We start from the raw sequence: 20,800 nt of genomic DNA on the forward strand, positions 1-20,800 counted from the left end.
CAATCAACCAGACAATCCTGGTTGCCTGGCTTTTAGGGCTGCTTCACAGCCCAGCGGGGATAAATCCCCTCGCCACAGGGGCTGCATCGATTAGCTGATCGGCATCACCTTGTTGAGGCCCTTTGAACTAGGCCGGCTCTGCATCCAATCGTCGGGCTATGACATCAAGTACGTCGCAACCATCCCTCAATGGAATGCAGCACAGCTGTGCGAAGTCCTGAAGGACCACTGAGTCGCTCGGAATGTCTCCTCGCATGGCGAGGTTCTCTAAAAGCTGGGTGACCGCGCGGATTCTATAGCCCGCCGTGTCGAGCAGGATGTGCAAAGGTGCAGAGGTATCGACGAAGAGGGGTTGATCGTCGGCATTGCTGGTAAGGGCCATGTATCTATTCATTTCAAACTCCACTTGATCGAGGGCTTTCTTACCATTTGTCATTGAGTCGCCAAACCCAAGCCGCTCTTACGAACGACGTTTGGACTATAGGGCCTCGCCGGAGAAATCATCAATCAGATGATGAGTCAGAAAATTCCCTAAATTATGTGGGCGAGAAATGTCAGAAAAATCCCCGCTGCAATTGCCTCCCCCGCCTTTTTTATCCCGCACAACCCCCTCCGCGACCTGCATCACCTCGGTGTCTGCCAGACCCAAAGCTTTGTAACAATTAGACTAATGGTCTATAGCTCAAGACAAGGCTGCCGATAGGCAGGTATTCCCCCGTGTAAGGAGTGACACCATGCTGCGGTTTTTTGCCGATCTGGGCTTTCGCTGGAAAATCACCCTTCCGATCGCATTCCTGGCTGTGTTGTTGGTGCTGATGGGGTGGTCGGGCATGCGTGGTATCGGTCAGGTGACCGAATCGAGCACGCAACTGACCAAGCGTTATCTGCCGGCGATCAGCCTGTTGCTCAACGCCGACCGTGATCTTTATCAGGCTTTCGTCGCCGAGCGCAGTCTGCTTGATGGTCATGCAAGCGAGCATCTGAAAGCGCTGAGCGCCAGTCATGGCGAGAATGCGAAGCAGGCTTATGACCGCGTGCAAAAATATGCCGCGATGCAACCCGGTGCCGAAGCACAGGCATTGGTCAGTCAGTTCAATGACAGCTTCGGGAAATGGATGCAGGTGTCGCGACGGGTCCTCGAGCTGTCTGTGGGCGATCCGCAGGGTGCCAGCGCGCTGAGTTTTGGTGACAGTGAGCGCCTGTTCGAAACCATGCGCGACTCCATCGACAAGCTGGGTGAGCTGGAAGATGCGGCGTCGCATCGCGAAGGCGACGCCGCGATCAATAACGGCAAGGCAGTTGGGATGCAACAGGGTGCGATTCTGCTGGTCGGCCTGCTCAGTTGCGTCCTGGTGCTTTTCGTTCTGCCACTTGTGGTGCTGAGCCCAATGCGTCGACTGCTGCACCGCGTCGAGCAGATTGCCGAGGGTGGTGGCGATTTGAAAGGGCGTCTGGAGGTACGTTCGGCCGATGAATTGGGTCAGCTCAGCGGTGCCTTCAACCGTTTTCTCGACAAGCTGCAACCGTTGATTGCCGAAGTTGGGCGGGTCACCGGGGAGGTCGATTCCGCAGCGCGCGCCATGGCTGATATGGCCGCCACGAATGACCGGTTGATCAGCAGCGAGCATGCGGCGCTCGATCAGGTCAGTACCGCCGCCACCCAGATGAGCGCGGCGGTGCACGAAGTGGCGCATAACGCGGCGAACGCCTCGGGCGCCGCGCAACAGGCGAGCAGTCAGTCTCGTGACGGCGCCGAGGTGGTCAGCAGCACCATCGAGTCGATCCGCCAGTTGGCCCAGGAAGTGGAGAGCGCTTCGGGCACGATCGAGGCATTGGCCCAGGAAACTTCCAGCATTGGTGCCGTGCTCGAGGTGATACGTGGCATCGCCGAACAGACTAACTTGTTGGCGCTGAACGCTGCCATCGAAGCCGCACGGGCCGGTGAGCAGGGCCGTGGTTTTGCCGTGGTGGCCGACGAAGTGAGGGCGCTTGCGGCGCGCACACAGGATTCGACCAAGGACATCCAGGTTCGCATCGAGCGGTTGCAGAGCGGTGTCGCCAAGGCTGTTCAAGCCATGCATGTGGGCAGTAGCAAGGCCCGGGACAGTGTCGAGCGTGCAGCGGGTGTCGATCAGGTGCTCAGCGGTACCGGCGGTTCGATCCAGCGGATCAACGACATGGCCGCGCAAATCGCCAGTGCATGTGAGGAACAGAGCAGCGTCACTGAGGAAATAGCCCGCAATATTTCTGACATCCGTGATCTGTCCAACGAGGCGGCATCCAATTCTGCCCAGAGCATGCAGGCCAGCCAACAGCTGTCCAGCCTGTCGAGAAACCTGGCAGAACTGACCGGCCGCTTCCGCACCTGAAGCAGGGGGTGTCGTGTCCACTGACGAGCAACTGCAAGCCCTGCATCAGGACGGTTTCGTCCTGATGCCTGGTGTGTTGGATGCTCGCCAGATCGCCGACCTGCGCCATGCCATCGACCAGTTGAAGCCCCAGCATTGGGACTACAGCGGCGTCATCGATCATTACAAATGTGTGTTCAATCGCGATCCGTTCTGGCTGGCCTTCCTGGATGTGGCCGGGGTGATCGAACTGGCAGAGGCGGCCCTGGGCGATGATTGCCATGTCATCGGCCAGACGGCCTGGCGTTGCCATCCCGGTTTTATCGGGGCGCCGTTGCATCTGGATTATCTGGCGATGCAATTGCCGCCAAGCCTGTTGGCCGACCCTGCCTTTGAACTGCCGATGCAAGTTTTTACCGCGCAGTTTTACCTGGATGACATCGACGCCGACTTGAGCCCGACACAGGTCATTGCCGGCAGTCACAAGGCCGGCCGGGCGCCGGTGAAAGGCGAAACGCAGTGGCAAGGGCGCCCCGCGCAGCCGGTGCTGTGCCGGGCGGGCGATGTGCTGATACTGCGCAGTGAGTTATGGCACGCCGGCAGCGACAACCGGACCGCCGACCGCACGCGTTACATGCTCCAGGTGCACTATGGCCGGCGGATGGTCGCGCAGAAGTTCTCACCCTATCTGCATTGGCAGTTCAACCCCGTGGTCTTGGCCGCCGCGACACCTCGTCAGCGGCGGTTGTTGGGCGATCACCAGGAAGCTGAATACGATTGAGCCCAGCTCAGTCAGATCCACACATCATTGACCGCCGTTCGCTCATTGGTTTGTTCGCCGGTATTGATGACGCCGCGAGGCTCGATCAACAGCAGTTTCACTTCCTGGGCGGCGCTGGGCTTATGTTCGACACCTTTTTTGACCACGTACATCTCGCCCGGGCCAATCGTCACTGCACCATCGCGAAAGTCGATACGCAGCTCGCCCTCCAGCACGATGAAGGTTTCATCCGTATCGGCGTGGACGTGCCAGATGAATTCGCCTTCGAGCCGGGCGATCTTGAATTGGTAGTCATTCATTTCGGCCACGACTTTCGGTGTCCACTGTTCCTGGAACAGGGTGTATTTCTGGGCGAAGTTGATGGGGGCGTAACGGTTCATCGAGGCATGCTCCTTGGTGGGTGGTGCGTCCTACTTTATTGTTCGAGCCGATGCTGCGTATTGGATGATCGTGCAACTTTTTTGCGGCGCGCAGTCGCTATCTTAGCGCAGCATGTTCAGCCAGCGTGCCGGTGAAATACCGAAGACCTGGGTATGCAACCGGGTCATGTGGCTCTGATCGAAAAAACCACAGGCCAGGGCCACTTCGCTCAATGGCGTACCGTGGAAGGCCAGGCGTCGGGCTTCGCTCAAGCGACGCATGATGATGTAGCGATAGGGGCTGGTGCCGTACAGCGCCCGGAAATCCCGGGAGAGGCTCCATCGATCGCGACCGCTGGCCTGCACCAGGTCTTCGAGGGTGATCGACTGGTGGAGGGCATCGTGGATGAACAGGCGGGCTCGCTCCGCCGCCGGGTAGTCGATCAGCCGCCGTCCACGTCGACTGCCGGCCGCCAGGTCGAGTGCCTGGGCCACGTCGTAGATGGCATCCTCTTCCTCCAGCGGATCGAGGGGATGATCCAGGCCGTTCAAGAGTCGGCGGGTCGCGATGTTGAGGCGAGGGTCGCTGGACAACCCTCCTTCAATGAAGGGCAATGGCTTGCCCCCCAGTACTTGCTGGATCAACGACGGTTCTATGTAGAACATCCTGTAGCGGAAACCCTCACTCGTCCCGGCTTCGCCATCGTGCACCTCGTCCGGGTGCAGGACGATGGTGCCGCCGGGCTGGCTGTGGCGTTTGCTGTGGCGATAGTTGAAGCTCTGCACGCCGGAGAGCGTGATGCCGATGGCGTAGGTGTCATGGCGATGGGTGGTGTAGCCATGCCCGCTGAAATAAGCTTCGATGCGCTCCATTTTCCTCGACTCGGGCGCCCGCACCAGCCAGTCGCGATTATGGATGGATCGAGTCATTGCACCGGCCTCCTGCTTTTGTCCGCCTACCCTACCGCAAAAAAGCTGAACTGGCGTAGGAGCTGTCGAGTGCAACGAGGCTGCGATCTTTCCCCTGACGCTTGAATCTCAAGCGAAAGATCAAGATCAAGATCAAAAGATCGTCCGAACGCGGCCCGAGCCTTCGCCAGCTCCTACAGAGCCCACGCGGCGCTGTTAGATCTCCTTTACGGGCGTTTCGCCCTGGACATTCTTGATCAACCCGATGACATGAAGGCAGTCACTCTTGTTCACATAGGACTCGCCACTGGCGATCGTTTCGTGGTTGCCGGCTCTCAAGCGCCAGCGCCATTGGCCTTTTCCGGTATTCGGGGTGCCTCGGGTCTGTCGATAGATTTCAAAATACATCGGTTCGCTCCCTGCGATTCATTCAGTCAAGACATGCGTTGGACATGTGGCTGCCAGCCTAGCCAAGTGGGTGGTTTTGGCTACAGGAAATTCGTTTCCATTGGTTATCAAATATTGCTGACATGAGTCTGGATCGAACATGCGACCGTTTATGTCCTTGCTTTGCCTTGACCGAAAGAGCCCAGGGACTGAAATCCCTGGCCGTGAAGTGAGTCTTTTTGCGCATAGACGCACAACCCCTGGCGTTTCTACACTGCATCCAATCAACGGATCGAGGGCAGTGGATGAACCGCAACGAATTGCGCAAGGCCGATATCAACCTGATGGTGGTTTTCGAAACGCTGATGCTGGAGCGCAACGTGACACGGGTGGCGGAAAAACTGTTCCTGGGTCAACCGACCATCAGCTCGGCCCTCAATCGTTTGCGCAAGATGTTCAACGACCCATTGTTCATTCGCGTTGGCCACCGCATGGAACCGACGGCCCGGGCTGAAGAAATCATCCGGCATCTATCACCGGCGCTCGATTCGCTGTCGGTGGCCTTGAGCCTGACCCACGATTTCGACCCCACCAGCAGCACCATGACGTTTCGCATCGGCCTGTCGGATGACGTCGAGTTCGGCCTGTTGCCGCCCCTGTTGAGTAGCCTGCGGCAAGAAGCGCCGCAAATCGTGTTCGTGGTCCAGCACGTCGATTACTGGCGTATCCCCGATTTGCTGGCATCGGGCGACATTACCGTGGGCATCAGCCAGACCCGCGGTCTACCGGCCAACGCCAAGCGCAAATTGTTGCGGCACATCGAGCCCCGCGTGTTGCGTGCCGATGTGTCGGACACGCCGCTGACGCTGGACGAGTATTGCGCGCGGCCTCATGTGTTGGTGTCCCATACCGCGAACGTCGCCGGGTTTGCCGATGAATGGCTGGCCGAGATCGGACGCACGCGTCAGGTCGTGCTGTCGGTGCCGCAATACAGCGCATTGCCGGCGTTGCTGGCCGGCACGGACCTGATCGCCAGCCTGCCGGACTATACCGCCGCCGCCATGGCGGCCTCGGGGCAACTGTTCAACGAACCCTTTCCTTTCAAGACCCCGACCCTGGATTTGTCCATGGTCTGGTTGAGCCATGTCGACAGTGACCCGGCCGAGCGCTGGTTGCGCTCTCGGCTGGAGGCGTTTATGGGTGAGCGCGTTGTCTCGGCGCAAGCTTGAGCGCGTGAAACGAGGAAACAAAACCTGCCCCAAAGTTTAAAGTCGAGGTAAGGTTGTGGCGGCTGAAATCCCCTCGTCATATTTTCGAATCGGAGTCGAACACATGCCTCACCTGCACATGGAGTACACCGCCAACCTGCCCGAGCTGAAGGCCGATGTCGCATTGCTGCGCCTGAACAATGCGCTGGTGGCCTCTGGCCAATTTGCCGCCGAGCTGGACATCAAGAGCCGGGCCGTGAAGCTCGAGACTTTCCGGGTGGGCACGGGGTTGGGCGAGCGGGGTTTCGTGCACGTGAAGCTGGCCTTGCTGAGCGGTCGCTCGCTGGAGGTCAAGAAACAACTGGCCGATAGCCTGCTGGCCGTGATCCAGGAGCTGGGGCCATGGCCGGCCGACGTTAGCGTGCAACTGTGCGTGGAAATCCTCGATATCGATCGAGGCCCGTATGCCAAGGCCTTGATCGGTCAATGACGATCAGGTGTCGCGGGCGGCGCAGGCCTTTATGATCTGTTCGCGCAGCCAGGCGTTGGCACTGTCCTGATCGACGGCCAGGCTCCACTGCATGTTCAGGGTGAACCCCGGCAGGCCCTGGGGCACTTCGTGGTGATTGAAGATCGCCTCGTTGGCCAGCAATTTCTGGATGCGGCGGGGCAGGGTCAGGATGAAGTCGGTGCCGGTGATCATCTTCAGTGCAGCACTGTAGCTGTTGGCGCGAGCGGCAATCTGGCGTTGATGCGCCTGCTGCGACAGCCAGCCGTCCACCATGTTGGTGGCTGACGACCAGGGTGTCGGAAATACGTGTCGGCGCCGTACGAAAGACTGAAGGCTCAGTTGCGGTTCGAGTGGCGTCGCTCGTTTATCCACGACACAAACCAGGTCTTCCTCCAGCAACTGCCGGGATTTGAAATCGGCATGGTTGCTGTGGAAGTTCGGGCCGAAGCAGATCACCAGGTCCAGGCTGCCGTCGCGCAATTCTTCGGCGGGAATGTCGGCTTCGAGCTTGTGCACGTTCACCACCACCGGCAGATTGGCGTAATCGAAGCCTTGCAGCAGTTGCGGCAGAATCAGCTGTTCGAAATATTCCGGTGCGCAAATATTGAAGGTAATGGCTTGCCGGGTCGGATCGAAGGTGGGCGTACCGGCATGGCACAGGTTGATGCTTTGCAAAATGGCGCGCACATGGTCGTACATGCCCTCGGCCTTGTAGGTGGGGCGCATGCCGGTGCGGGTGTTGATGAATAGCTCGTCTTCGAAACAGGTTCGCAGTTTCTTGAGGCAATAACTGACAGTTGATTGACTGACGCACAATGCCTCGGACACGCCAGTGACACTGCTTTGCTCGTACACGGCGCTAAATACCATGAGGTCCTGCATGTCGAGCTTTCTGAGGGAGTTACTGTTCAGCATCCGTTCTGTCTCTCGCTGTGCTCCTTGCGCGGATTTTGCGCAAACCAGGCTGACGATCCTAACGGAACGATGGTGCCAAGAGAATGCCGGGCAGGCGCTTTCATGGTCGGGAACGGGACAGATAATGTAGCGAATACGACGTGTCGATCAACGACTGTTTGGTTTGCCTATGTTTAGCTCGCTGCGATCCAAGCTCCATCAAATCCAGGTTTAACCGCCAAGGGGGCCGTGGGACGCTTGCCCGATGTATTTCCTGTGATGCGCTCATGGACGGTTGGCCCCTGGCATTCCAATACGCTTCATCTGCCGCGGTCGATCCGCTGGGCCGGTTCACGCCTGCCATGGCCCCAACCCTCAGTGCGTTGCCCTCCGAGCTGGCTTTTTGGGCGCTCTGGCATTGCCGTCACGCTCGTCCTCCAGATACGCGTATTTCCTGTTGATCATTCACGGTGCTCGCTCAATGGCGAGCACAGACTGACGGTGCCTTGTCCCCCGTCCGACATGGAAATACGAGCGTTCTCATGAGCCTTGCCAAGTTTTCTTTCGCACCCGTGCAACACGCCCAGGCGTTCCTTGCGCAGAACCCTGATATCGAACTGTTCGAGCTGTTCATTCTCGACAACAACGGCGTGCCCCGGGGCAAGTTGTTGCATCGGGACGAGTTGCTGGCGGTCTTCGAAAGTGGCCGGCCACTGCCCAGTACGATTCTCGGGCTGACCATCAATGGCGATGATGTGGAAAACTCGGGACTGGTGTGGGACGTCGGTGACATCGATTGCCGTGCCTATCCCCTCAGCGGCAGCTTGCAGCGCATGCCATGGCGGCTGATTCCCACGGCTGCCGTGCAGGTCAGCATGCATCCCCAGGAAGGCATGCCGGCGACCATCGCCGATCCGCGTTATCTGCTCAGCCAAGTGATCGAGGCCTTGCAGGCCGACGGCTATTACCCGGTGATGGCGGCGGAGCTGGAGTTTTATCTGCTGGACGCGCAACGCGACAGCCAAGGCCGGCCACAACCGGCGCGGGATGCCGACGGTGGCCGGCCGCGCGCGACCCAGGTCTACGGTTTGCGCGAGCTGGAGCAGATCGAGCCGTTCCTGGCCGACCTGTACACCGCGTGCAAGCTGCAAGGCATTGCGGCCCGGACCGCCATTTCCGAATACGCACCGGGACAAGTGGAGATCACCCTTGAACATCGCAGCGATGCCTTGCAAGCCATGGATGAAGCGGTGCGCTACAAGCGACTGGTCAAGGGCGTGGCCCACAAGCACGGCATGCAGGCCTGTTTCATGGCCAAGCCGTTCGATCACTTGGCGGGCTCCGGCATGCACATGCATGTCAGCCTGGCGGACCGCGAAGGCCACAATTTGTTTGCCAGTGAAGCCGCAGACGGCACGCCGCTGTTGCGCCAGGCAGTGGGGGGGATGCTCGACACCTTGCTCGATTCGCTGTTGATGTTTTGTCCGAACGCCAACTCCTACCGGCGATTCCAAAGCAACAGCTACGCACCGCTGGCGGCGACCTGGGGCGTGGACAACCGCACCGTGAGCTTGAGGGTGCCGGGCGGCCCGGCGTTCTCGCGGCACATCGAGCATCGTATCTGCGGCGCCGATGCCAACCCTTACCTGGCAGCGGCGGCGATATTGGCCGGCATTCATCGCGGCCTGCGTGAACAGTGCGATCCCGGGAAACCTGTGGAAGGCAACGGCTACGCCCAGGCCACCGAGTTGCTGCCCACCGATTGGCTCACCACCCTGCGTGCCCTTGAAGCATCGGCCTGGGCGCGGGAGGCGTTTGGCGATGAGTTTCTTGGCGTTTATCTGGCGGTCAAGCGCGCGGAATACCGTCAATTCATGGGGGAAGTCGGGGAGCAGGACTGGCGCTGGTATCTGAATCAGGCTTGAAAGCGGTTGGCCGCCTGTTCCTTAAATAATTATTTAGTGGCAAGTTTTTCACGAAAAATTGATGGTGAGCTACCTAAAGTTTGTGCTGCCGTAGGAAATGAAATTTTCACATTTTCCTGCGGCACTTCTTTTTAAAAGAGCAACTTTCAGGAAACCGTCATCCATTATGCTGACTATTAAAGCCGTGCGCCCCGAGTGGGTGACGCTGGTCGCCAGTGCCTTTTTATTAATGGGCTTTAACATCGTTCTCTGGCAACACTTGCTGGCGATCACCACGGCTGACGCTCGGGGCCTGCTGATGTGCGTGGCGTTTGGCCTGATGATTATCTGCGCGTTCAACCTGGTGTTGACGCTCGTGGCCTTCCGTCCGCTGCTCAAGCCCGTACTGATGCTGTTGTTCCTGATCAGCGCCGGCGTTGCGTATTTCATGGGCCAATACGGCGTATTGATCGACACCGGCATGTTGCGCAACTTTGCTGAAACCAATGCCACGGAAGTTCGCGACCTGTTGTCGCTGAAGTTGTTTGTTTATATCGGATTGTTGGGGGTATTGCCTTGCTGGTTGTTGTTCAAGACACCGATCAACTACCGTCGCTGGCCCAAAGAGTTATTAAGTAAGTTGCTGGTCGGTGTGGCCTCGGTCGCGGTGATTGGCGTGGTCGCCCTGGCCAACTACCAAGGCCTGTCTTCATTGTTTCGCAACCACCACGAGTTGCGCTTGATGGTCGTGCCGAGCAATTACATCGGTGCCTCGTTCGGCTACTTGCGTGAGCAGGTCGCGTCGGCCAAGCAGCCGTTCACCAAGTTGGGCGAGGACGCGAGCCGCAACCCCATCTGGCAAACCCACGGCCGCAAATCCCTGACTGTACTGGTGGTGGGCGAAAGTGCCCGGGCCGAGAACTTCGGCATTCTCGGCTATAACCGCGATACCACGCCGACACTGAACAAAGAGGCCGGCCTGATCGCTTTCACCGACGTGCAATCCTGCGGCACTGAAACCGCCGTGTCGGTGCCTTGCATGTTCTCCAACATGGGGCGCAAGAACTACGACGCCAGTATCGCCAAGAATGAAGAGGGTTTGCTGGATGTGCTCAAGCGCGCCGGGCTGGAGGTGATCTGGCGGGACAACCAGTCCGGCTGCAAGGGCACTTGCGACCGGGTCACCGTGCAGGATATGAGCAATCTGAAGGATCCAGCCCTGTGTGCGAGCAGCGAGTGCCGTGACGAAATCCTGCTCCAGGGTTTGCAGCATTTCATCGACACGCTCGACAAGGACACCGTGCTGGTGCTGCACCAGATGGGCAGCCACGGGCCGGAATACTTCAAGCGCTATCCCAAGGAGTACGAGCATTTCACCCCGGTGTGCGAAAGCAACGCGCTGAACAATTGCAGTCGCGAGAGCATCGTCAACGGCTACGACAACACGCTGGTGTACACCGATCATGTGCTTTCGACCCTGATCGATCTGCTGCGGGCCAACCAGGACAAGGTCGACACGGCCATGCTGTACTTGTCGGACCATGGCGAGTCCCTGGGCGAATACAACCTGTTTCTCCATGGCACGCCCTACATGCTCGCCCCGGAGCAACAGAAACATGTGGCGATGCTTGCCTGGTTCTCTGACAGCTATCAGAAGGCTTTTTCGGTCGACACCCATTGCCTGCAACTGAGTCGGGAAAAGCCCTTGAGCCAAGACAACCTGTTTCACTCGATGCTCGGGCTGCTGGAAGTCAACAGCCAGGTCTACAACCGCGACCTGGACCTGTTTGCCAACTGTCGCGGCGCGGTGATTGACGGTGTCCTGGCGCGCCAGTGATGGCGTGACTTTTTTTTCACGCGGTGTTGGTTAACCTGTCATCCAATCTTTTCCAAGAGCCGTTCGTATGTCCGGGCTACCCCCTTCCACCGTCGAGCTTGAGTTTGCCAGGCAGCATGACCAGGAACATGCGCAGGTCTGCTGTCGGCCGGCACCTCGACGATTGCGCCTGGCGTTCTGGCGCGACGAACACATGGTACGCAACGCCCTGAAGGTGGCGGGCGAGCCCGGTTTGGTGCTGGATGTGGCCTGTGGCGCAGGACGGTTCTGGCCGGTGCTGGCCGAGCATGCCAACCGGGTGATCCTGGCGGCGGACCCGTCGCCGGACATGCTTGAACATGCGCTCACTCACCATGGCGGCGCGTTGCTCCAACGGGTCAAGACCTTCCCGAGTTCAGCGTTTACCATCGGGCTGTCGGCCAACGCGGTGGATTGTATTTGTTGTCTGCAACTGTTTCGCCACGTCGGCGCCAGCGAGCATCGCCTGGCGCTGTTGCGCGAGTTCCATCGGGTCAGTCGCGACACGGTGATCGTTTCGGTGCAAATCGAAGGATGCCTCAAGATCGGCCAGGCGCCACGACGAAGCCTGGCCGACAAGGCCGATGTCGAAGCCGAGTTTCGCCAGGCCGGTTTCAGCGTGCTCTGGTATCAGGATTTCCTGCCCGGTTTTGCGCTGACGCGTGTTTATGTATTGCGTAAGACCGGTTAAGTTCCGATGTAGGACTATTCTTGCTTTTTCGCAGGCGATTTCTCTTAGGCTGCTGCTCTATGGATGCTCGCAATCGCCAGCGGCGATATATACTGCGCGCCATTCTTCAAGGGAGAGCCGTGTGGCCATCGATATTCACTGGATTCGCGACAACGATAGCCTCGGTCAGTTTTGCGCCGAGTGGCAGCAGTTGCCATTCGTCGCCCTCGATACCGAATTCATGCGGGTCGACACCTTTTACCCTATTGCCGGTTTATTGCAGATCGGCGACGGCAAGCGTGCCTACCTGATCGACCCCTTGACCATCGACAATTGGCAGCCCTTGGCCGCACTGCTGGAAAACCCGGCGGTGCTCAAGGTATTACACGCCTGCAGCGAAGACCTTGAAGTGCTGCTGCGCTTGACCGGCAGCCTGCCTGCGCCGCTGTTCGATACTCAACTGGCCGCCGCCTACCTGAACCTGGGCTTCTCCATGGGCTATTCGCGGCTGGTGCAGGAAGTGCTGGGTATCGAGTTGCCCAAGGGTGAGACCCGTTCCGACTGGTTGCAGCGGCCCCTGTCCGAGACGCAGATCAGCTATGCGGCAGAGGATGCCGTGCACCTGGCGGAAGTTTTCGTACTGCTGCGTCCAAAACTTTGCGACGAAAAATACCGTTGGGTCCTGGAGGACGGCGCCGAACTGGTGGCCAACCTGCGTCGCGAAGTCGACCCATACGAGGTCTACCGCGAGGCCAAGCTCGCCTGGAAACTGTCCCGCGCCCAATTGGCCGTGCTGCGCGAGCTGTGCGCCTGGCGCGAACGCGAGGCGCGGGCTCGTGACCTGCCGCGCAATCGCATCATTCGCGAGCATTCGCTATGGCCCCTGGCCCGTACCCAGCCGGATAACCTCGGCGCGTTGGCGAAGATCGAAGACATGCACCCGCGCACCGTGCGCCAGGACGGCCAGTTTCTGCTGGACCTGATCCAGCGCGCCGCCAGCGTGCCGCCCGAGCAATGGCCGCCGGCCGTGGCCGAGCCTCTGCCCATCGAGGCCTCGGCCTTGGTCAAGCGTCTGCGGGCGCTGGGGCAGGCTGAAGCCGAGCGCCTGGAGATTGCTCCGGAGCTGATGCTGCGCAAGAAAACCCTCGAAGCGCTGATCAAGAGCGGCTTTCCCGAGGGCCCTTACCAATTGCCTGATTCGCTGCGTGGCTGGCGCCGCGAATTGATGGGCCAGGCGCTGCTCGACAGCCTGGCCACTGCCGGAGAACAGCCTTGAAACGTATCTGCTCCATCTACCGAAGCTCGAAGAAAAACGAGATGTACCTGTATGTGCTCAAGAGCGATGCCCTGGAGCGTGTACCTGAGCCGCTGATGGCCGCCTTTGGCAAGGCGATCCATGCCTTCGACCTGGTGCTGAGCCCTGAGCGGGCGCTGTCTCGGGAAGACATCAACAAGGTGCTGGAAAACCTCGACACCCAGGGCTATCACTTGCAAATGCCGCCGGCCGAAGACGAGTACATCGAGCATTTGCCCGAAGAGTTGTTGCGCCGCAACGACCCGGTCTGACGGTCTCTGAGGCACCTGTTCTGGGTGCCTCTGGAAAAACATTGGAATGGTTTATTGACGACGATCGCATGGATGGAGCGACACACTCTATCGGCGGTTGTCTGCACTGTTTTTGAAAGGTTTGATTCATGCGCGTTCTGATTGCCGAACACGACCACCCGGTGTACGCCCAGCTTCTGCGTCAGGCGGCACCCGATATCGAAGTCCTGACCAGCGGCGACTCTGCCGAACTGTCGCGACTGGCCACCGATTGTCCGGTCTGGCTCGGCCAGCCTGATCTGCTGGCTACCCTGTTGCGCCAAGGCCATAGACCCAACTGGCTGCAATCGACCTGGGCGGGCATCACGCCGTTGCTGGCCGAGGGCTTGACGCGCAATTACCGCCTGACCCGTGCGGTGGGTATTTTCGGCCAGGTGATGGCTGAGTACGTGCTGGCTTACATGCTCGGTCATGAGCGCGAGGTGCTGGCGCGATTGGTCAGCCAGGTCGAGCGCAAGTGGGACAACCGCCAGGGGCAGAGCCTGGCCGGGCGCAAGGTGTTGATCGTCGGGACCGGGGATATCGGCCAGCGTGTGGCGCAGTTCCTCGTGCCGTTTGGTGTGCAGTTGTACGGCGTTGCCCGCGAAGCGCGGGCGTTGGCGCCGTTCATCGAGGTCGGGGCGCTGAAGGACCTGCCGCGCCTGGTGAGCGAGGTCGATTACGTGATCAACCTGCTACCCAACACTCCCGACACCCATGATGTGTACGACGCGGCGCTGTTCAAGCAATTCAAGCCGACCGGGTTGTTCATCAACGTCGGTCGCGGCGTGGCGGTGGTGGATGCGGACCTGGTGCAAGCCCTGAAGGACGGGCACCTGGCCGGCGCGGTGATCGACGTCTGCCGCCAGGAGCCGCTGCCGCAGCGCCACCCGTTCTGGACCGCCTGGGGCCTGCTGCTGACCGGCCACAGCTCGGCACCGACCTCGCCACCGATGATGGTGCAGTTGTTCCTGGAAAACCTGCGGGCCTATCAGGCGGGCGACGCGCTGCGCGGGGAAGTGGATTTCAGCAGGGGCTACTGACTTGGCGATGCACATGCTCCGCCCGGCCCTGTAGGAGCTGGCGAAGCCTGCGATCTTTTGATCTTTTGATCTTTAGCTCGAGACTCAAGTGTCTGAGGAAAGATCGCAGCCTCGTTGCACTCGACAGCTCCTACAACGTGGGGGGGCAGTGTTTGGGGTTACAGGCTGAAATCGCCTTCTGCCACCAGTTCGCTCAACGGCCGGCGCGGGCTCGGGGTTTCGCGGGCCTGGAGGTACTCGGCCAGTGTCGACTTGTCCCCCAGCTTGCCAATCGCCACGGCCGCGTGCAGGGCGTAGCCTTGCGGGATCTTCAGTTCCTTGCGGGTCAACTCATGGTCGAAACCGGCCATGCCATGGGTGTGCCAGCCGCTGAGGCTGGCTTGCAGCGCCAGGTGGCCCCAGGCCGCGCCTGTGTCGAAGGTGTGGGACTGCGCTGGCGTCTCTTCGGTGGCGCCGGGCACAGCGAAGGTGGTTTTCGACACAATGATCACCAGTGCCGAAGCGTGTTGCGCCCAGCCGCGGTTGAATTCATTGAGCAGGCCCAGGAAGCGCTCCCAATTTGGCGTGTCGCGGCGCGCATACAGGAAACGCCACGGCTGGGAGTTGTACGCCGACGGCGCCCAGCGTGCAGCTTCGAAGAAGCCCAGCAGGGTTTCTTCGGCAATGGCCTGGCCGGTAAAGGCTCGGGGCGACCAGCGTTCGATGAATTGAGGGTGAATCGCGTAATCGGCAATGCGGGGATTGGCGCTCATGGGCTTACCTGGCTGGGGTTTGGAAAGTCAATGAAGCAACCTACGTCCCGCCGCCCGGCCTGACAAGCCCCTGCCTACCGACAGTCGCCAATGCTTGGCCTGAAGAGGCCCGGGCACTAGACTGTCGGCCTTTTCACCACCTGATGTTGATGCTTGAGCCATGGCCGCCAAAGTCGAACCGTTCTGGAAACGCAAAACCCTCGATCAGCTCGATCTGCAGGAATGGGAATCGCTGTGCGACGGCTGCGGCCTGTGCTGCCTGCAAAAACTCGAAGACGAAGACGACAACAGCGTCTACTACACGCGCATCGCCTGCAAACTGCTGGACCTGAAAACCTGCCAGTGCACCGACTATCCCAACCGCCGCGACTTTGTCCCCGACTGCATCCAGCTCACGCCGGGCAAGGCCGATGAGTTCAAATGGCTGCCGCCGACCTGCGGTTATCGGCTGGTCAGCGAGGGCAAGGACTTGCCGTTGTGGCACCACTTGGTCTGCGGTGATCGCGATGCCGTGCACCACGAACGCATTTCCCAGTCCGGGCGTATGTTGGCCGAAGGCAGCGTGCCGGAAGACGATTGGGAAGATCATCTGATTTTCCGCGCCGGCTGAGCCGCCGGACGGCGCGCCCCAGGGAGAACCCATGGCAGCAGGATTGAAACGGACGCTGGCCGCCGGACTGCTGGCGATGGGCGGGCCGCTGTGGGCGGCGCAGAAAGTCGATCTGGATTATCACGTGCACCTGTTGCCGCAGAGCGATCAGGCCGAAGTGCGTCTGACGCTGGCCCGGGGTTCGGCGGTGCGCAGCCTGGATTTCGACCTCGGCGACGGCAGTCGCTACAGCGATTTCAAGGCCGACGGCCAATGGCAACTCACCCCCGGCAAGGAGGTGCGAGGTGTCTGGCGTCCAGCAGCCAACAAGGCCAGCCTGAGCTACCGCGTGCGCATCAGCCATGCTCGCAAGAACGCCACCTTCGAAACCCGCATGACCCCGATGTGGGCGTTGCTGCGCGGTGACGACCTGGTACCGTCGGCCAAGCTCGACCAGCAGGACGGCGTCGAACTGGTGGCCCGTCTGGACGTTGAATTGCCCGCCGGCTGGAAAAGCATCGAGACGCCCTGGCCGCGCATCGGCAAGCAACGCTTTCGCATCGACAACCCCTCGCGCCTGTTCGACCGCCCCACGGGCTGGATGCTCGCCGGCAAACTGGGCAGCCGCCGCACACGCCTGGGCGAAACCGAAGTGACGGTGGCCTCGCCCCAGCGCCAGGGCATGCGCCGGATGGATGTGCTGACGCTGCTGACGTTCGTCTGGCCGCAGGTGCAAGCGCTGGTGCCGCGCCATCCTTCCAAGTTGCTGATTGTCGGCGGCGGTGATCCGTTGTGGCGTGGCGCCCAGGCCGGCCACGACTCGATCTATTTGCACAGCCGTCCGCCGCTGGTCAGCGAGCGGGGCAGTAGCCCGTTGTTGCGCGAGTTGGTGCAGGCACTGGCCCGGGTCAATGATCAGGATCGCAGCGACTGGATCAGCGAGGGGCTGACAGAGTACTACGCCATCGAACTGCTGCGCCGCGCTGGCGGTCTGAGCGATGAGCGCTATCAGACCCTCAATGACCGGCTCGCCCGCGACAGCAAGGGCGTCACCACCTTGCGTGGCGAACAAATCAGCACCGCGGCAGTGGCCAAGGCGGTATTGCTGCTGCAGGAACTGGACCGCGAGATTCGCTTGAAAACCCACAACAAGCGTTCACTGGATGATGTGTTGCAGGGGGCGATGCGGCTGGAGACGGTCGATACCCAGGAGTTTGTGCAACTCAGTGAAAGTGTGCTGGGTGGGGGCTCCAGCGTTCTGGATACCCAGTTACTTCAGTAATACCGCTATCGCGGGCAAGCCTTGCTCCCACACTGAATCTTCGCCGGATGAAATATTGGGTACGACTCGATCCTGTGGGAGCAAGGCTTGCCCGCGATGAGGCCATCAGCCTCACCGCAAAGAATCAAAGCCCAACTTTGGGCGAATCCAACGAATCATTCCCCGTCACCGTAGCCGTGCCAGTCGCCGCCTCGGCATTGGCCTTCAGGCGGCTCAGCTCATCACCGGCCTGTTCGATGCGGGCACGGGCGTTGCTGAGGTTCTGCCGGTTCTTTTCCAACAAGGCCTTGGCCGAACAATGCCCGGTGATCCCCCGCGCCAGCGCCATGCCGCCGATCGCCAGTTGAGCCAGGCCGAGCACACCGCCACGGCGCAAACCCTTGCCCATCATCAGCACACCGCCGGCCAGTGAGCCAATGCGTTCCCAGCCATGCACGTTTTGTGGCGGATGGGATTGGAAAGGGGTGGTCTCGATCGGCTCGAACGGATTGTTGTCGCTCATGATCTGTCTCCAGTGTGGGGATTGGTATAAAGCTGACTGCCCGAGCGATTGCCTTGTTCAATCGAATGTTGCACCGATCAGCGGAATTGCGGCCCCGAACGGGTGTTGTTGCCTTTGGCCATGCGGTCATACAGCACGACGTTGACGGTAGCGGCCAGGTTCATGCAGCCGGTGGTGGGGATGTACACCACGTCCTCGCACCAATCGCGGATGTCCTTGTCCAGGGAGCCATCTTCCGGGCCAAAAATGTACAGCGCCCGGTCCGGGTGCGTGTATTCGGGCAGAGGGCGGGCGCCTTCCACCAGTTCCACGGCCACTGGCACACAGCCCAAGGGCAGGATTTTCTTCAGGTCGTCGATACCGATCAGCGGGATGTCGTAGTGGACTTTCTTGGTGTCGGTGACGAAGTCGGCGGCGCGCTCATAGCGCTTGCCGGTGTAGAACACCGACGCCACGCCGTAGCAGCCGGCGGCACGCATGACCGAGCCGACGTTTTCCGGTGACTTGGGGTTGAACAGACCGATGCAGCTATAGCGTTTGTTGGCCACGGGCGGGGTGCCTTTGGGGAAAAGGCGCGATTATACGGGGATTGAGCCTGGTTGTTCAGTGTGGCGATCGAGGGTGGCTGGCCAGTCGATAGACGCGAACCGATCGCGCCATTTTTTAGCCCGCCCTGGGTTTACTCCACCGACGCGTTGCGCAGCCTCAAGGCATTGAACACCACCGACGCCGAACTCACGCTCATGGCGATGGCGGCGATCATGGGCGAGAGCAGGTGACCGGTCAGGGGATACAGCAGGCCGGCAGCCAGCGGAATCCCCATCGAGTTATAGAGGAAGGCAAAGCCGAGGTTCTGGCGCATGTTTCTAACGGTTGCCACCGAAAGGGTGCGGGCCCGCAAGATCCCCATCAAATCGCCTTTTACCAAGGTCAGTTGGGCGCTGTTCATCGCCACGTCCGTACCCGTACCCATGGCAATGCCTACGTCCGCCCGAGCCAGGGCGGGAGCATCGTTTATTCCGTCACCCGCCATCGCGACCTGGCGGCCATCGCGCTGCAGGTCCGCTACCAGGCGCTCCTTGTCCTCGGGTTTGACTTCGCCATGGACCTCTTCGATGCCCATCTCCCTGGCCACGGCGCGTGCAGTGGTGAGGCCGTCGCCGGTGGCCATGATGATCTTTATGTCGTGAGCCTTGAGCCGGTTGACCGCTTCCCGGGAGGTCGGCTTGATCGGGTCCGAGACGGCCAGCAGCCCGGCCAGCACACCGTCGACCGCCATGTAGATAATGCTGATGCCTTGCGCGCGTAGCTGCTCGGCCTGTTGTTGCAGCGGGCTGACGCTGATACTGGCAGCGTTCATCAGGGCGGTATTACCCAAGTGGACCTGCTTGCCGTCCACCTGGCCACTGACACCGATGCCGCTGCCGGATTCAAATGAAGCCGGCTTGATCAGTTCAAGCTGCTCGGATCGTGCGTGATCGACGATGGCGTGGGCCAGGGGATGTTCGCTGCCCTGGTCCAGGCTGGCGGCCAATAGCAGCACCTGGCGGTCGTCGAAGCCCTGGGTGGCTTCCACGCTGTGAAAGGCCGGGCGCCCTTCGGTCAGGGTGCCGGTCTTATCGACGATCAGCGTGTCGATCTTGCACAAGTTCTCGATGGCGCTGGCGTCCCGGAAAAGCACGCCCAGGCTGGCAGCCTTGCCGGTGGACACCATGATCGACATGGGGGTTGCGAGCCCCAGCGCACAGGGGCAGGCAATGATCAGCACGGCGACGGCGTTGATCAGCCCGAAGACCCAGCCAGGCTCGGGACCTAACAGCCCCCAGCCGAAAAAAGTCAGTACGGCGATGGCAATCACGCCCATGACGAAATAGCCAGCGATCACGTCGGCCATCCGCTGCATAGGGGCTTTGGAGCGCTGGGCCCGGGCGACCATCTGAACAATTTGCGCCAGGACGGTCTCGGCGCCGACCTTCTGCGCCGTCATCACCAAGCTACCGTGGGTGTTGATCGTGGCGCCGATCAGGCTGTCCCCGGCGCGTTTGATCACCGGAACCGGCTCGCCGGTGAGCATCGACTCGTCAACGGCACTTTCACCTTCGAGTACCGCACCATCGACCGGGACCTTTTCACCGGGCCTGATCCTCAGGCGGTCACCCTGATGGACATGGGCCAGGGGGATGTCCTGTTCCTGGCCATCGGCGTTGATCCGGCGCGCGGTCTTGGGTGACAGCCCCAGCAGCGACTTGATGGCGGCCGATGTCTGCGAGCGTGCCTTGAGCTCCAGCATCTGCCCCAGCAAGGTGAGGGAGATGATCACCGCGGCGGCTTCAAAGTAGACGCCGATCCGCCCCTCTTGCAGGAACGTGGCGGGAAACCCTCCAGGCCAGAACGTGGCTGCGACACTGTAGAGATAGGCCGCCGCGGTGCCCAGGCCAATCAGGGTCCACATGTTCGGGCTACGTTGGCGAACAGAGACCACTGCTCGCACAAAAAACGGCCAGCCTGCCCACAGGACCACGGGTGTCGCCAGGAAAAACTCGACGAAATTTTGCATTTCACCGTGAAACAGCGACAAGGCGTGCCCCGCCATGGCGAGCACGGTCACGATGACCGTCAACGGCAAGGACCACCAGAAGCGGCGGGTGAAGTCCTTGAGTTCTGGATTGTCCTCTTCTTCCAGCGCGGGCATCACCGGCTCCAGCGTCATGCCGCACTTGGGGCAGGTGCCGGGGCCGGGTTGGCGTATTTCCGGGTGCATGGGGCAGGTGTATTCAGTCGCCATGTCGTCCGTGTCCGTGCCCGAAGACATGCATCAAGGGGCATATCAGGAGAATCAGGTACGGCCAATTCGCCGTGATGTGGCTGAAGTGTTCTCGCACCAGATAGAAGAGGCCAATGACCAGCAACATGATCAATACAATGCCGGTCTTGCCCCGCCAGAATGACGTTGCGCCAGCAACTGGGGGTTGATGAGTGTTCATGGTATCGCTCCTTCAGGCCGGGCGAGCCATCGCCACCGATAAACACAGCATAGGCAGGGAGCGCCTTGGGGGATTGATATTCATCAACCTTGGCTTACTCCCCCGCAAATGAGGGATGTGGCAGGCATGCTAAAGGTACGAAGCTGTCAGCGATCTGACGGGGACATTGCAGATTTGTCAGCGGGGCCATGAAAGCGGCTCAGGCCGCCGCTCCACAGTCGAGTGAGGGGATTGGATC

General features: G+C 60.4%; 22 protein-coding genes and 1 pseudogene. 13 read left to right on the forward strand and 10 right to left on the reverse strand.

The window, feature by feature from the left end; translation table 11 throughout:
- Positions 1 to 127 precede the first annotated feature (127 nt).
- Complete coding sequence (locus tag AC09SL_RS21820; RefSeq protein WP_013692484.1) at positions 128 to 394, reverse strand: hypothetical protein; 267 nt, start codon at positions 392 to 394, stop codon at positions 128 to 130.
- Positions 395 to 734: 340 nt separating this feature from the next.
- Between AC09SL_RS21820 and AC09SL_RS21825 the strand changes: the two are divergent.
- The 3 genes and pseudogenes from AC09SL_RS21825 to AC09SL_RS21835 form a co-directional block, all read left to right on the forward strand.
- A pseudogene (locus tag AC09SL_RS21825) lies at positions 735 to 1,511 on the forward strand (MCP four helix bundle domain-containing protein); the annotation flags it as partial.
- Between the two features lie 78 nt (positions 1,512 to 1,589).
- Positions 1,590 to 2,369 (forward strand): methyl-accepting chemotaxis protein, encoded by a 780-nt coding sequence (locus tag AC09SL_RS21830; RefSeq protein WP_373419643.1) that lies wholly within the window; start codon positions 1,590 to 1,592, stop codon positions 2,367 to 2,369.
- Positions 2,370 to 2,382: 13 nt separating this feature from the next.
- Positions 2,383 to 3,129, forward strand: coding sequence for a phytanoyl-CoA dioxygenase family protein (locus tag AC09SL_RS21835; RefSeq protein WP_058543837.1), 747 nt, complete (start codon positions 2,383 to 2,385; stop codon positions 3,127 to 3,129).
- 11 nt (positions 3,130 to 3,140) lie between these two features.
- Here the strand turns inward: AC09SL_RS21835 and AC09SL_RS21840 are convergent, their stop codons facing one another.
- The 3 genes from AC09SL_RS21840 to AC09SL_RS21850 form a co-directional block, all read right to left on the reverse strand.
- A complete protein-coding gene (locus AC09SL_RS21840; protein ID WP_058543836.1) occupies positions 3,141 to 3,509 on the reverse strand; it encodes a cupin domain-containing protein in 369 nt (122 codons plus the stop codon).
- A gap of 102 nt (positions 3,510 to 3,611) precedes the next feature.
- Complete coding sequence (locus AC09SL_RS21845; RefSeq protein ID WP_058543835.1) at positions 3,612 to 4,418, reverse strand: AraC family transcriptional regulator; 807 nt, start codon at positions 4,416 to 4,418, stop codon at positions 3,612 to 3,614.
- 195 nt (positions 4,419 to 4,613) lie between these two features.
- The gene (locus AC09SL_RS21850) at positions 4,614 to 4,805 is read right to left on the reverse strand and encodes a YegP family protein (protein ID WP_058543834.1); all 192 of its coding nucleotides are present in this window, start codon (positions 4,803 to 4,805) and stop codon (positions 4,614 to 4,616) included.
- A 284-nt stretch (positions 4,806 to 5,089) separates the two neighbouring features.
- Here AC09SL_RS21850 and AC09SL_RS21855 point away from each other — a divergent pair, with 284 nt between their 5' ends.
- Both AC09SL_RS21855 and AC09SL_RS21860 read left to right on the forward strand, forming a co-directional pair.
- The gene (locus AC09SL_RS21855) at positions 5,090 to 6,013 is read left to right on the forward strand and encodes a LysR family transcriptional regulator (protein WP_058543833.1); all 924 of its coding nucleotides are present in this window, start codon (positions 5,090 to 5,092) and stop codon (positions 6,011 to 6,013) included.
- Between the two features lie 103 nt (positions 6,014 to 6,116).
- Entirely contained in the window at positions 6,117 to 6,482 is a 366-nt protein-coding gene (locus AC09SL_RS21860) for a 5-carboxymethyl-2-hydroxymuconate Delta-isomerase (protein ID WP_058543832.1), read from the forward strand.
- 3 nt (positions 6,483 to 6,485) lie between these two features.
- On the opposite strand, the gene AC09SL_RS21865 is transcribed toward AC09SL_RS21860, so the two are convergent.
- Positions 6,486 to 7,418 (reverse strand): LysR family transcriptional regulator, encoded by a 933-nt coding sequence (locus AC09SL_RS21865; RefSeq protein WP_058543831.1) that lies wholly within the window; start codon positions 7,416 to 7,418, stop codon positions 6,486 to 6,488.
- Between the two features lie 521 nt (positions 7,419 to 7,939).
- On the opposite strand from AC09SL_RS21865, the gene AC09SL_RS21870 reads away from it, so the two are divergent.
- From AC09SL_RS21870 to AC09SL_RS21895, 6 genes are all read left to right on the forward strand, one after another.
- Positions 7,940 to 9,322 carry a glutamine synthetase family protein gene (locus AC09SL_RS21870; RefSeq protein ID WP_058543830.1) on the forward strand — a complete coding sequence of 461 codons (1,383 nt, stop codon included), beginning with the start codon at positions 7,940 to 7,942 and terminating at the stop codon, positions 9,320 to 9,322.
- A gap of 166 nt (positions 9,323 to 9,488) precedes the next feature.
- Positions 9,489 to 11,138 (forward strand): phosphoethanolamine transferase, encoded by a 1,650-nt coding sequence (locus AC09SL_RS21875; RefSeq protein ID WP_058543829.1) that lies wholly within the window; start codon positions 9,489 to 9,491, stop codon positions 11,136 to 11,138.
- A gap of 67 nt (positions 11,139 to 11,205) precedes the next feature.
- The gene (locus tag AC09SL_RS21880; RefSeq protein ID WP_058543828.1) at positions 11,206 to 11,847 is read left to right on the forward strand and encodes a class I SAM-dependent methyltransferase; all 642 of its coding nucleotides are present in this window, start codon (positions 11,206 to 11,208) and stop codon (positions 11,845 to 11,847) included.
- A gap of 121 nt (positions 11,848 to 11,968) precedes the next feature.
- Positions 11,969 to 13,102: a ribonuclease D gene (rnd, locus tag AC09SL_RS21885; RefSeq protein WP_058543827.1), complete on the forward strand. Its 1,134-nt coding sequence runs from the start codon at positions 11,969 to 11,971 to the stop codon at positions 13,100 to 13,102.
- Positions 13,099 to 13,392 (forward strand): YcgL domain-containing protein, encoded by a 294-nt coding sequence (locus tag AC09SL_RS21890; protein WP_003198853.1) that lies wholly within the window; start codon positions 13,099 to 13,101, stop codon positions 13,390 to 13,392. Before rnd ends, AC09SL_RS21890 begins: the two co-directional genes overlap by 4 nt.
- Before the next feature lie 128 nt (positions 13,393 to 13,520).
- Positions 13,521 to 14,453, forward strand: a complete 933-nt coding sequence (locus AC09SL_RS21895) for a D-2-hydroxyacid dehydrogenase (RefSeq protein ID WP_058543826.1) — start codon at positions 13,521 to 13,523, stop codon at positions 14,451 to 14,453.
- Positions 14,454 to 14,611: 158 nt separating this feature from the next.
- Here AC09SL_RS21895 and AC09SL_RS21900 read toward each other — a convergent pair whose 3' ends face one another.
- Positions 14,612 to 15,205 carry a nitroreductase family protein gene (locus AC09SL_RS21900; RefSeq protein WP_058543825.1) on the reverse strand — a complete coding sequence of 198 codons (594 nt, stop codon included), beginning with the start codon at positions 15,203 to 15,205 and terminating at the stop codon, positions 14,612 to 14,614.
- A 160-nt stretch (positions 15,206 to 15,365) separates the two neighbouring features.
- On the opposite strand from AC09SL_RS21900, the gene AC09SL_RS21905 reads away from it, so the two are divergent.
- Both AC09SL_RS21905 and AC09SL_RS21910 read left to right on the forward strand, forming a co-directional pair.
- Positions 15,366 to 15,815 carry a YcgN family cysteine cluster protein gene (locus AC09SL_RS21905; RefSeq protein WP_018607524.1) on the forward strand — a complete coding sequence of 150 codons (450 nt, stop codon included), beginning with the start codon at positions 15,366 to 15,368 and terminating at the stop codon, positions 15,813 to 15,815.
- A 31-nt stretch (positions 15,816 to 15,846) separates the two neighbouring features.
- A complete protein-coding gene (locus AC09SL_RS21910; RefSeq protein ID WP_058543824.1) occupies positions 15,847 to 17,076 on the forward strand; it encodes a hypothetical protein in 1,230 nt (409 codons plus the stop codon).
- 124 nt (positions 17,077 to 17,200) lie between these two features.
- Here AC09SL_RS21910 and AC09SL_RS21915 read toward each other — a convergent pair whose 3' ends face one another.
- The 4 genes from AC09SL_RS21915 to AC09SL_RS21930 form a co-directional block, all read right to left on the reverse strand.
- The gene (locus AC09SL_RS21915) at positions 17,201 to 17,578 is read right to left on the reverse strand and encodes a YgaP family membrane protein (RefSeq protein WP_003198860.1); all 378 of its coding nucleotides are present in this window, start codon (positions 17,576 to 17,578) and stop codon (positions 17,201 to 17,203) included.
- Between the two features lie 77 nt (positions 17,579 to 17,655).
- Positions 17,656 to 18,126 (reverse strand): RNA methyltransferase, encoded by a 471-nt coding sequence (locus AC09SL_RS21920; protein ID WP_003198862.1) that lies wholly within the window; start codon positions 18,124 to 18,126, stop codon positions 17,656 to 17,658.
- A 131-nt stretch (positions 18,127 to 18,257) separates the two neighbouring features.
- Positions 18,258 to 20,363 (reverse strand): copper-transporting P-type ATPase, encoded by a 2,106-nt coding sequence (locus AC09SL_RS21925; protein ID WP_231139259.1) that lies wholly within the window; start codon positions 20,361 to 20,363, stop codon positions 18,258 to 18,260.
- Complete coding sequence (locus AC09SL_RS21930; protein ID WP_058543822.1) at positions 20,353 to 20,562, reverse strand: DUF2933 domain-containing protein; 210 nt, start codon at positions 20,560 to 20,562, stop codon at positions 20,353 to 20,355. The genes AC09SL_RS21925 and AC09SL_RS21930 overlap by 11 nt, the downstream gene beginning before the upstream one ends.
- Positions 20,563 to 20,800 lie beyond the last annotated feature (238 nt).

It is taken from the genome of Pseudomonas sp. PF05, assembly GCF_056521845.1.

Excerpts from the sequence above, each read along its gene's own strand:
- AC09SL_RS21840 (WP_058543836.1), bottom strand. The coding sequence starts at position 3,509 with ATGAACCGTTACGCCCCCATCAACTTCGCCCAGAAATACACCCTGTTC.
- AC09SL_RS21880 (WP_058543828.1), top strand. The coding sequence starts at position 11,206 with ATGTCCGGGCTACCCCCTTCCACCGTCGAGCTTGAGTTTGCCAGGCAG.
- AC09SL_RS21820 (WP_013692484.1), bottom strand. The coding sequence starts at position 394 with ATGAATAGATACATGGCCCTTACCAGCAATGCCGACGATCAACCCCTC.
- AC09SL_RS21845 (WP_058543835.1), bottom strand. The coding sequence starts at position 4,418 with ATGACTCGATCCATCCATAATCGCGACTGGCTGGTGCGGGCGCCCGAG.
- AC09SL_RS21860 (WP_058543832.1), top strand. The coding sequence starts at position 6,117 with ATGCCTCACCTGCACATGGAGTACACCGCCAACCTGCCCGAGCTGAAG.
- AC09SL_RS21855 (WP_058543833.1), top strand. The coding sequence starts at position 5,090 with ATGAACCGCAACGAATTGCGCAAGGCCGATATCAACCTGATGGTGGTT.
- AC09SL_RS21875 (WP_058543829.1), top strand. The coding sequence starts at position 9,489 with ATGCTGACTATTAAAGCCGTGCGCCCCGAGTGGGTGACGCTGGTCGCC.
- AC09SL_RS21925 (WP_231139259.1), bottom strand. The coding sequence starts at position 20,363 with ATGGCGACTGAATACACCTGCCCCATGCACCCGGAAATACGCCAACCC.
- AC09SL_RS21865 (WP_058543831.1), bottom strand. The coding sequence starts at position 7,418 with ATGCTGAACAGTAACTCCCTCAGAAAGCTCGACATGCAGGACCTCATG.
- AC09SL_RS21915 (WP_003198860.1), bottom strand. The coding sequence starts at position 17,578 with ATGAGCGACAACAATCCGTTCGAGCCGATCGAGACCACCCCTTTCCAA.
- AC09SL_RS21930 (WP_058543822.1), bottom strand. The coding sequence starts at position 20,562 with ATGAACACTCATCAACCCCCAGTTGCTGGCGCAACGTCATTCTGGCGG.
- AC09SL_RS21905 (WP_018607524.1), top strand. The coding sequence starts at position 15,366 with ATGGCCGCCAAAGTCGAACCGTTCTGGAAACGCAAAACCCTCGATCAG.
- AC09SL_RS21895 (WP_058543826.1), top strand. The coding sequence starts at position 13,521 with ATGCGCGTTCTGATTGCCGAACACGACCACCCGGTGTACGCCCAGCTT.
- AC09SL_RS21910 (WP_058543824.1), top strand. The coding sequence starts at position 15,847 with ATGGCAGCAGGATTGAAACGGACGCTGGCCGCCGGACTGCTGGCGATG.
- AC09SL_RS21830 (WP_373419643.1), top strand. The coding sequence starts at position 1,590 with ATGGCCGCCACGAATGACCGGTTGATCAGCAGCGAGCATGCGGCGCTC.
- AC09SL_RS21870 (WP_058543830.1), top strand. The coding sequence starts at position 7,940 with ATGAGCCTTGCCAAGTTTTCTTTCGCACCCGTGCAACACGCCCAGGCG.
- AC09SL_RS21850 (WP_058543834.1), bottom strand. The coding sequence starts at position 4,805 with ATGTATTTTGAAATCTATCGACAGACCCGAGGCACCCCGAATACCGGA.
- AC09SL_RS21900 (WP_058543825.1), bottom strand. The coding sequence starts at position 15,205 with ATGAGCGCCAATCCCCGCATTGCCGATTACGCGATTCACCCTCAATTC.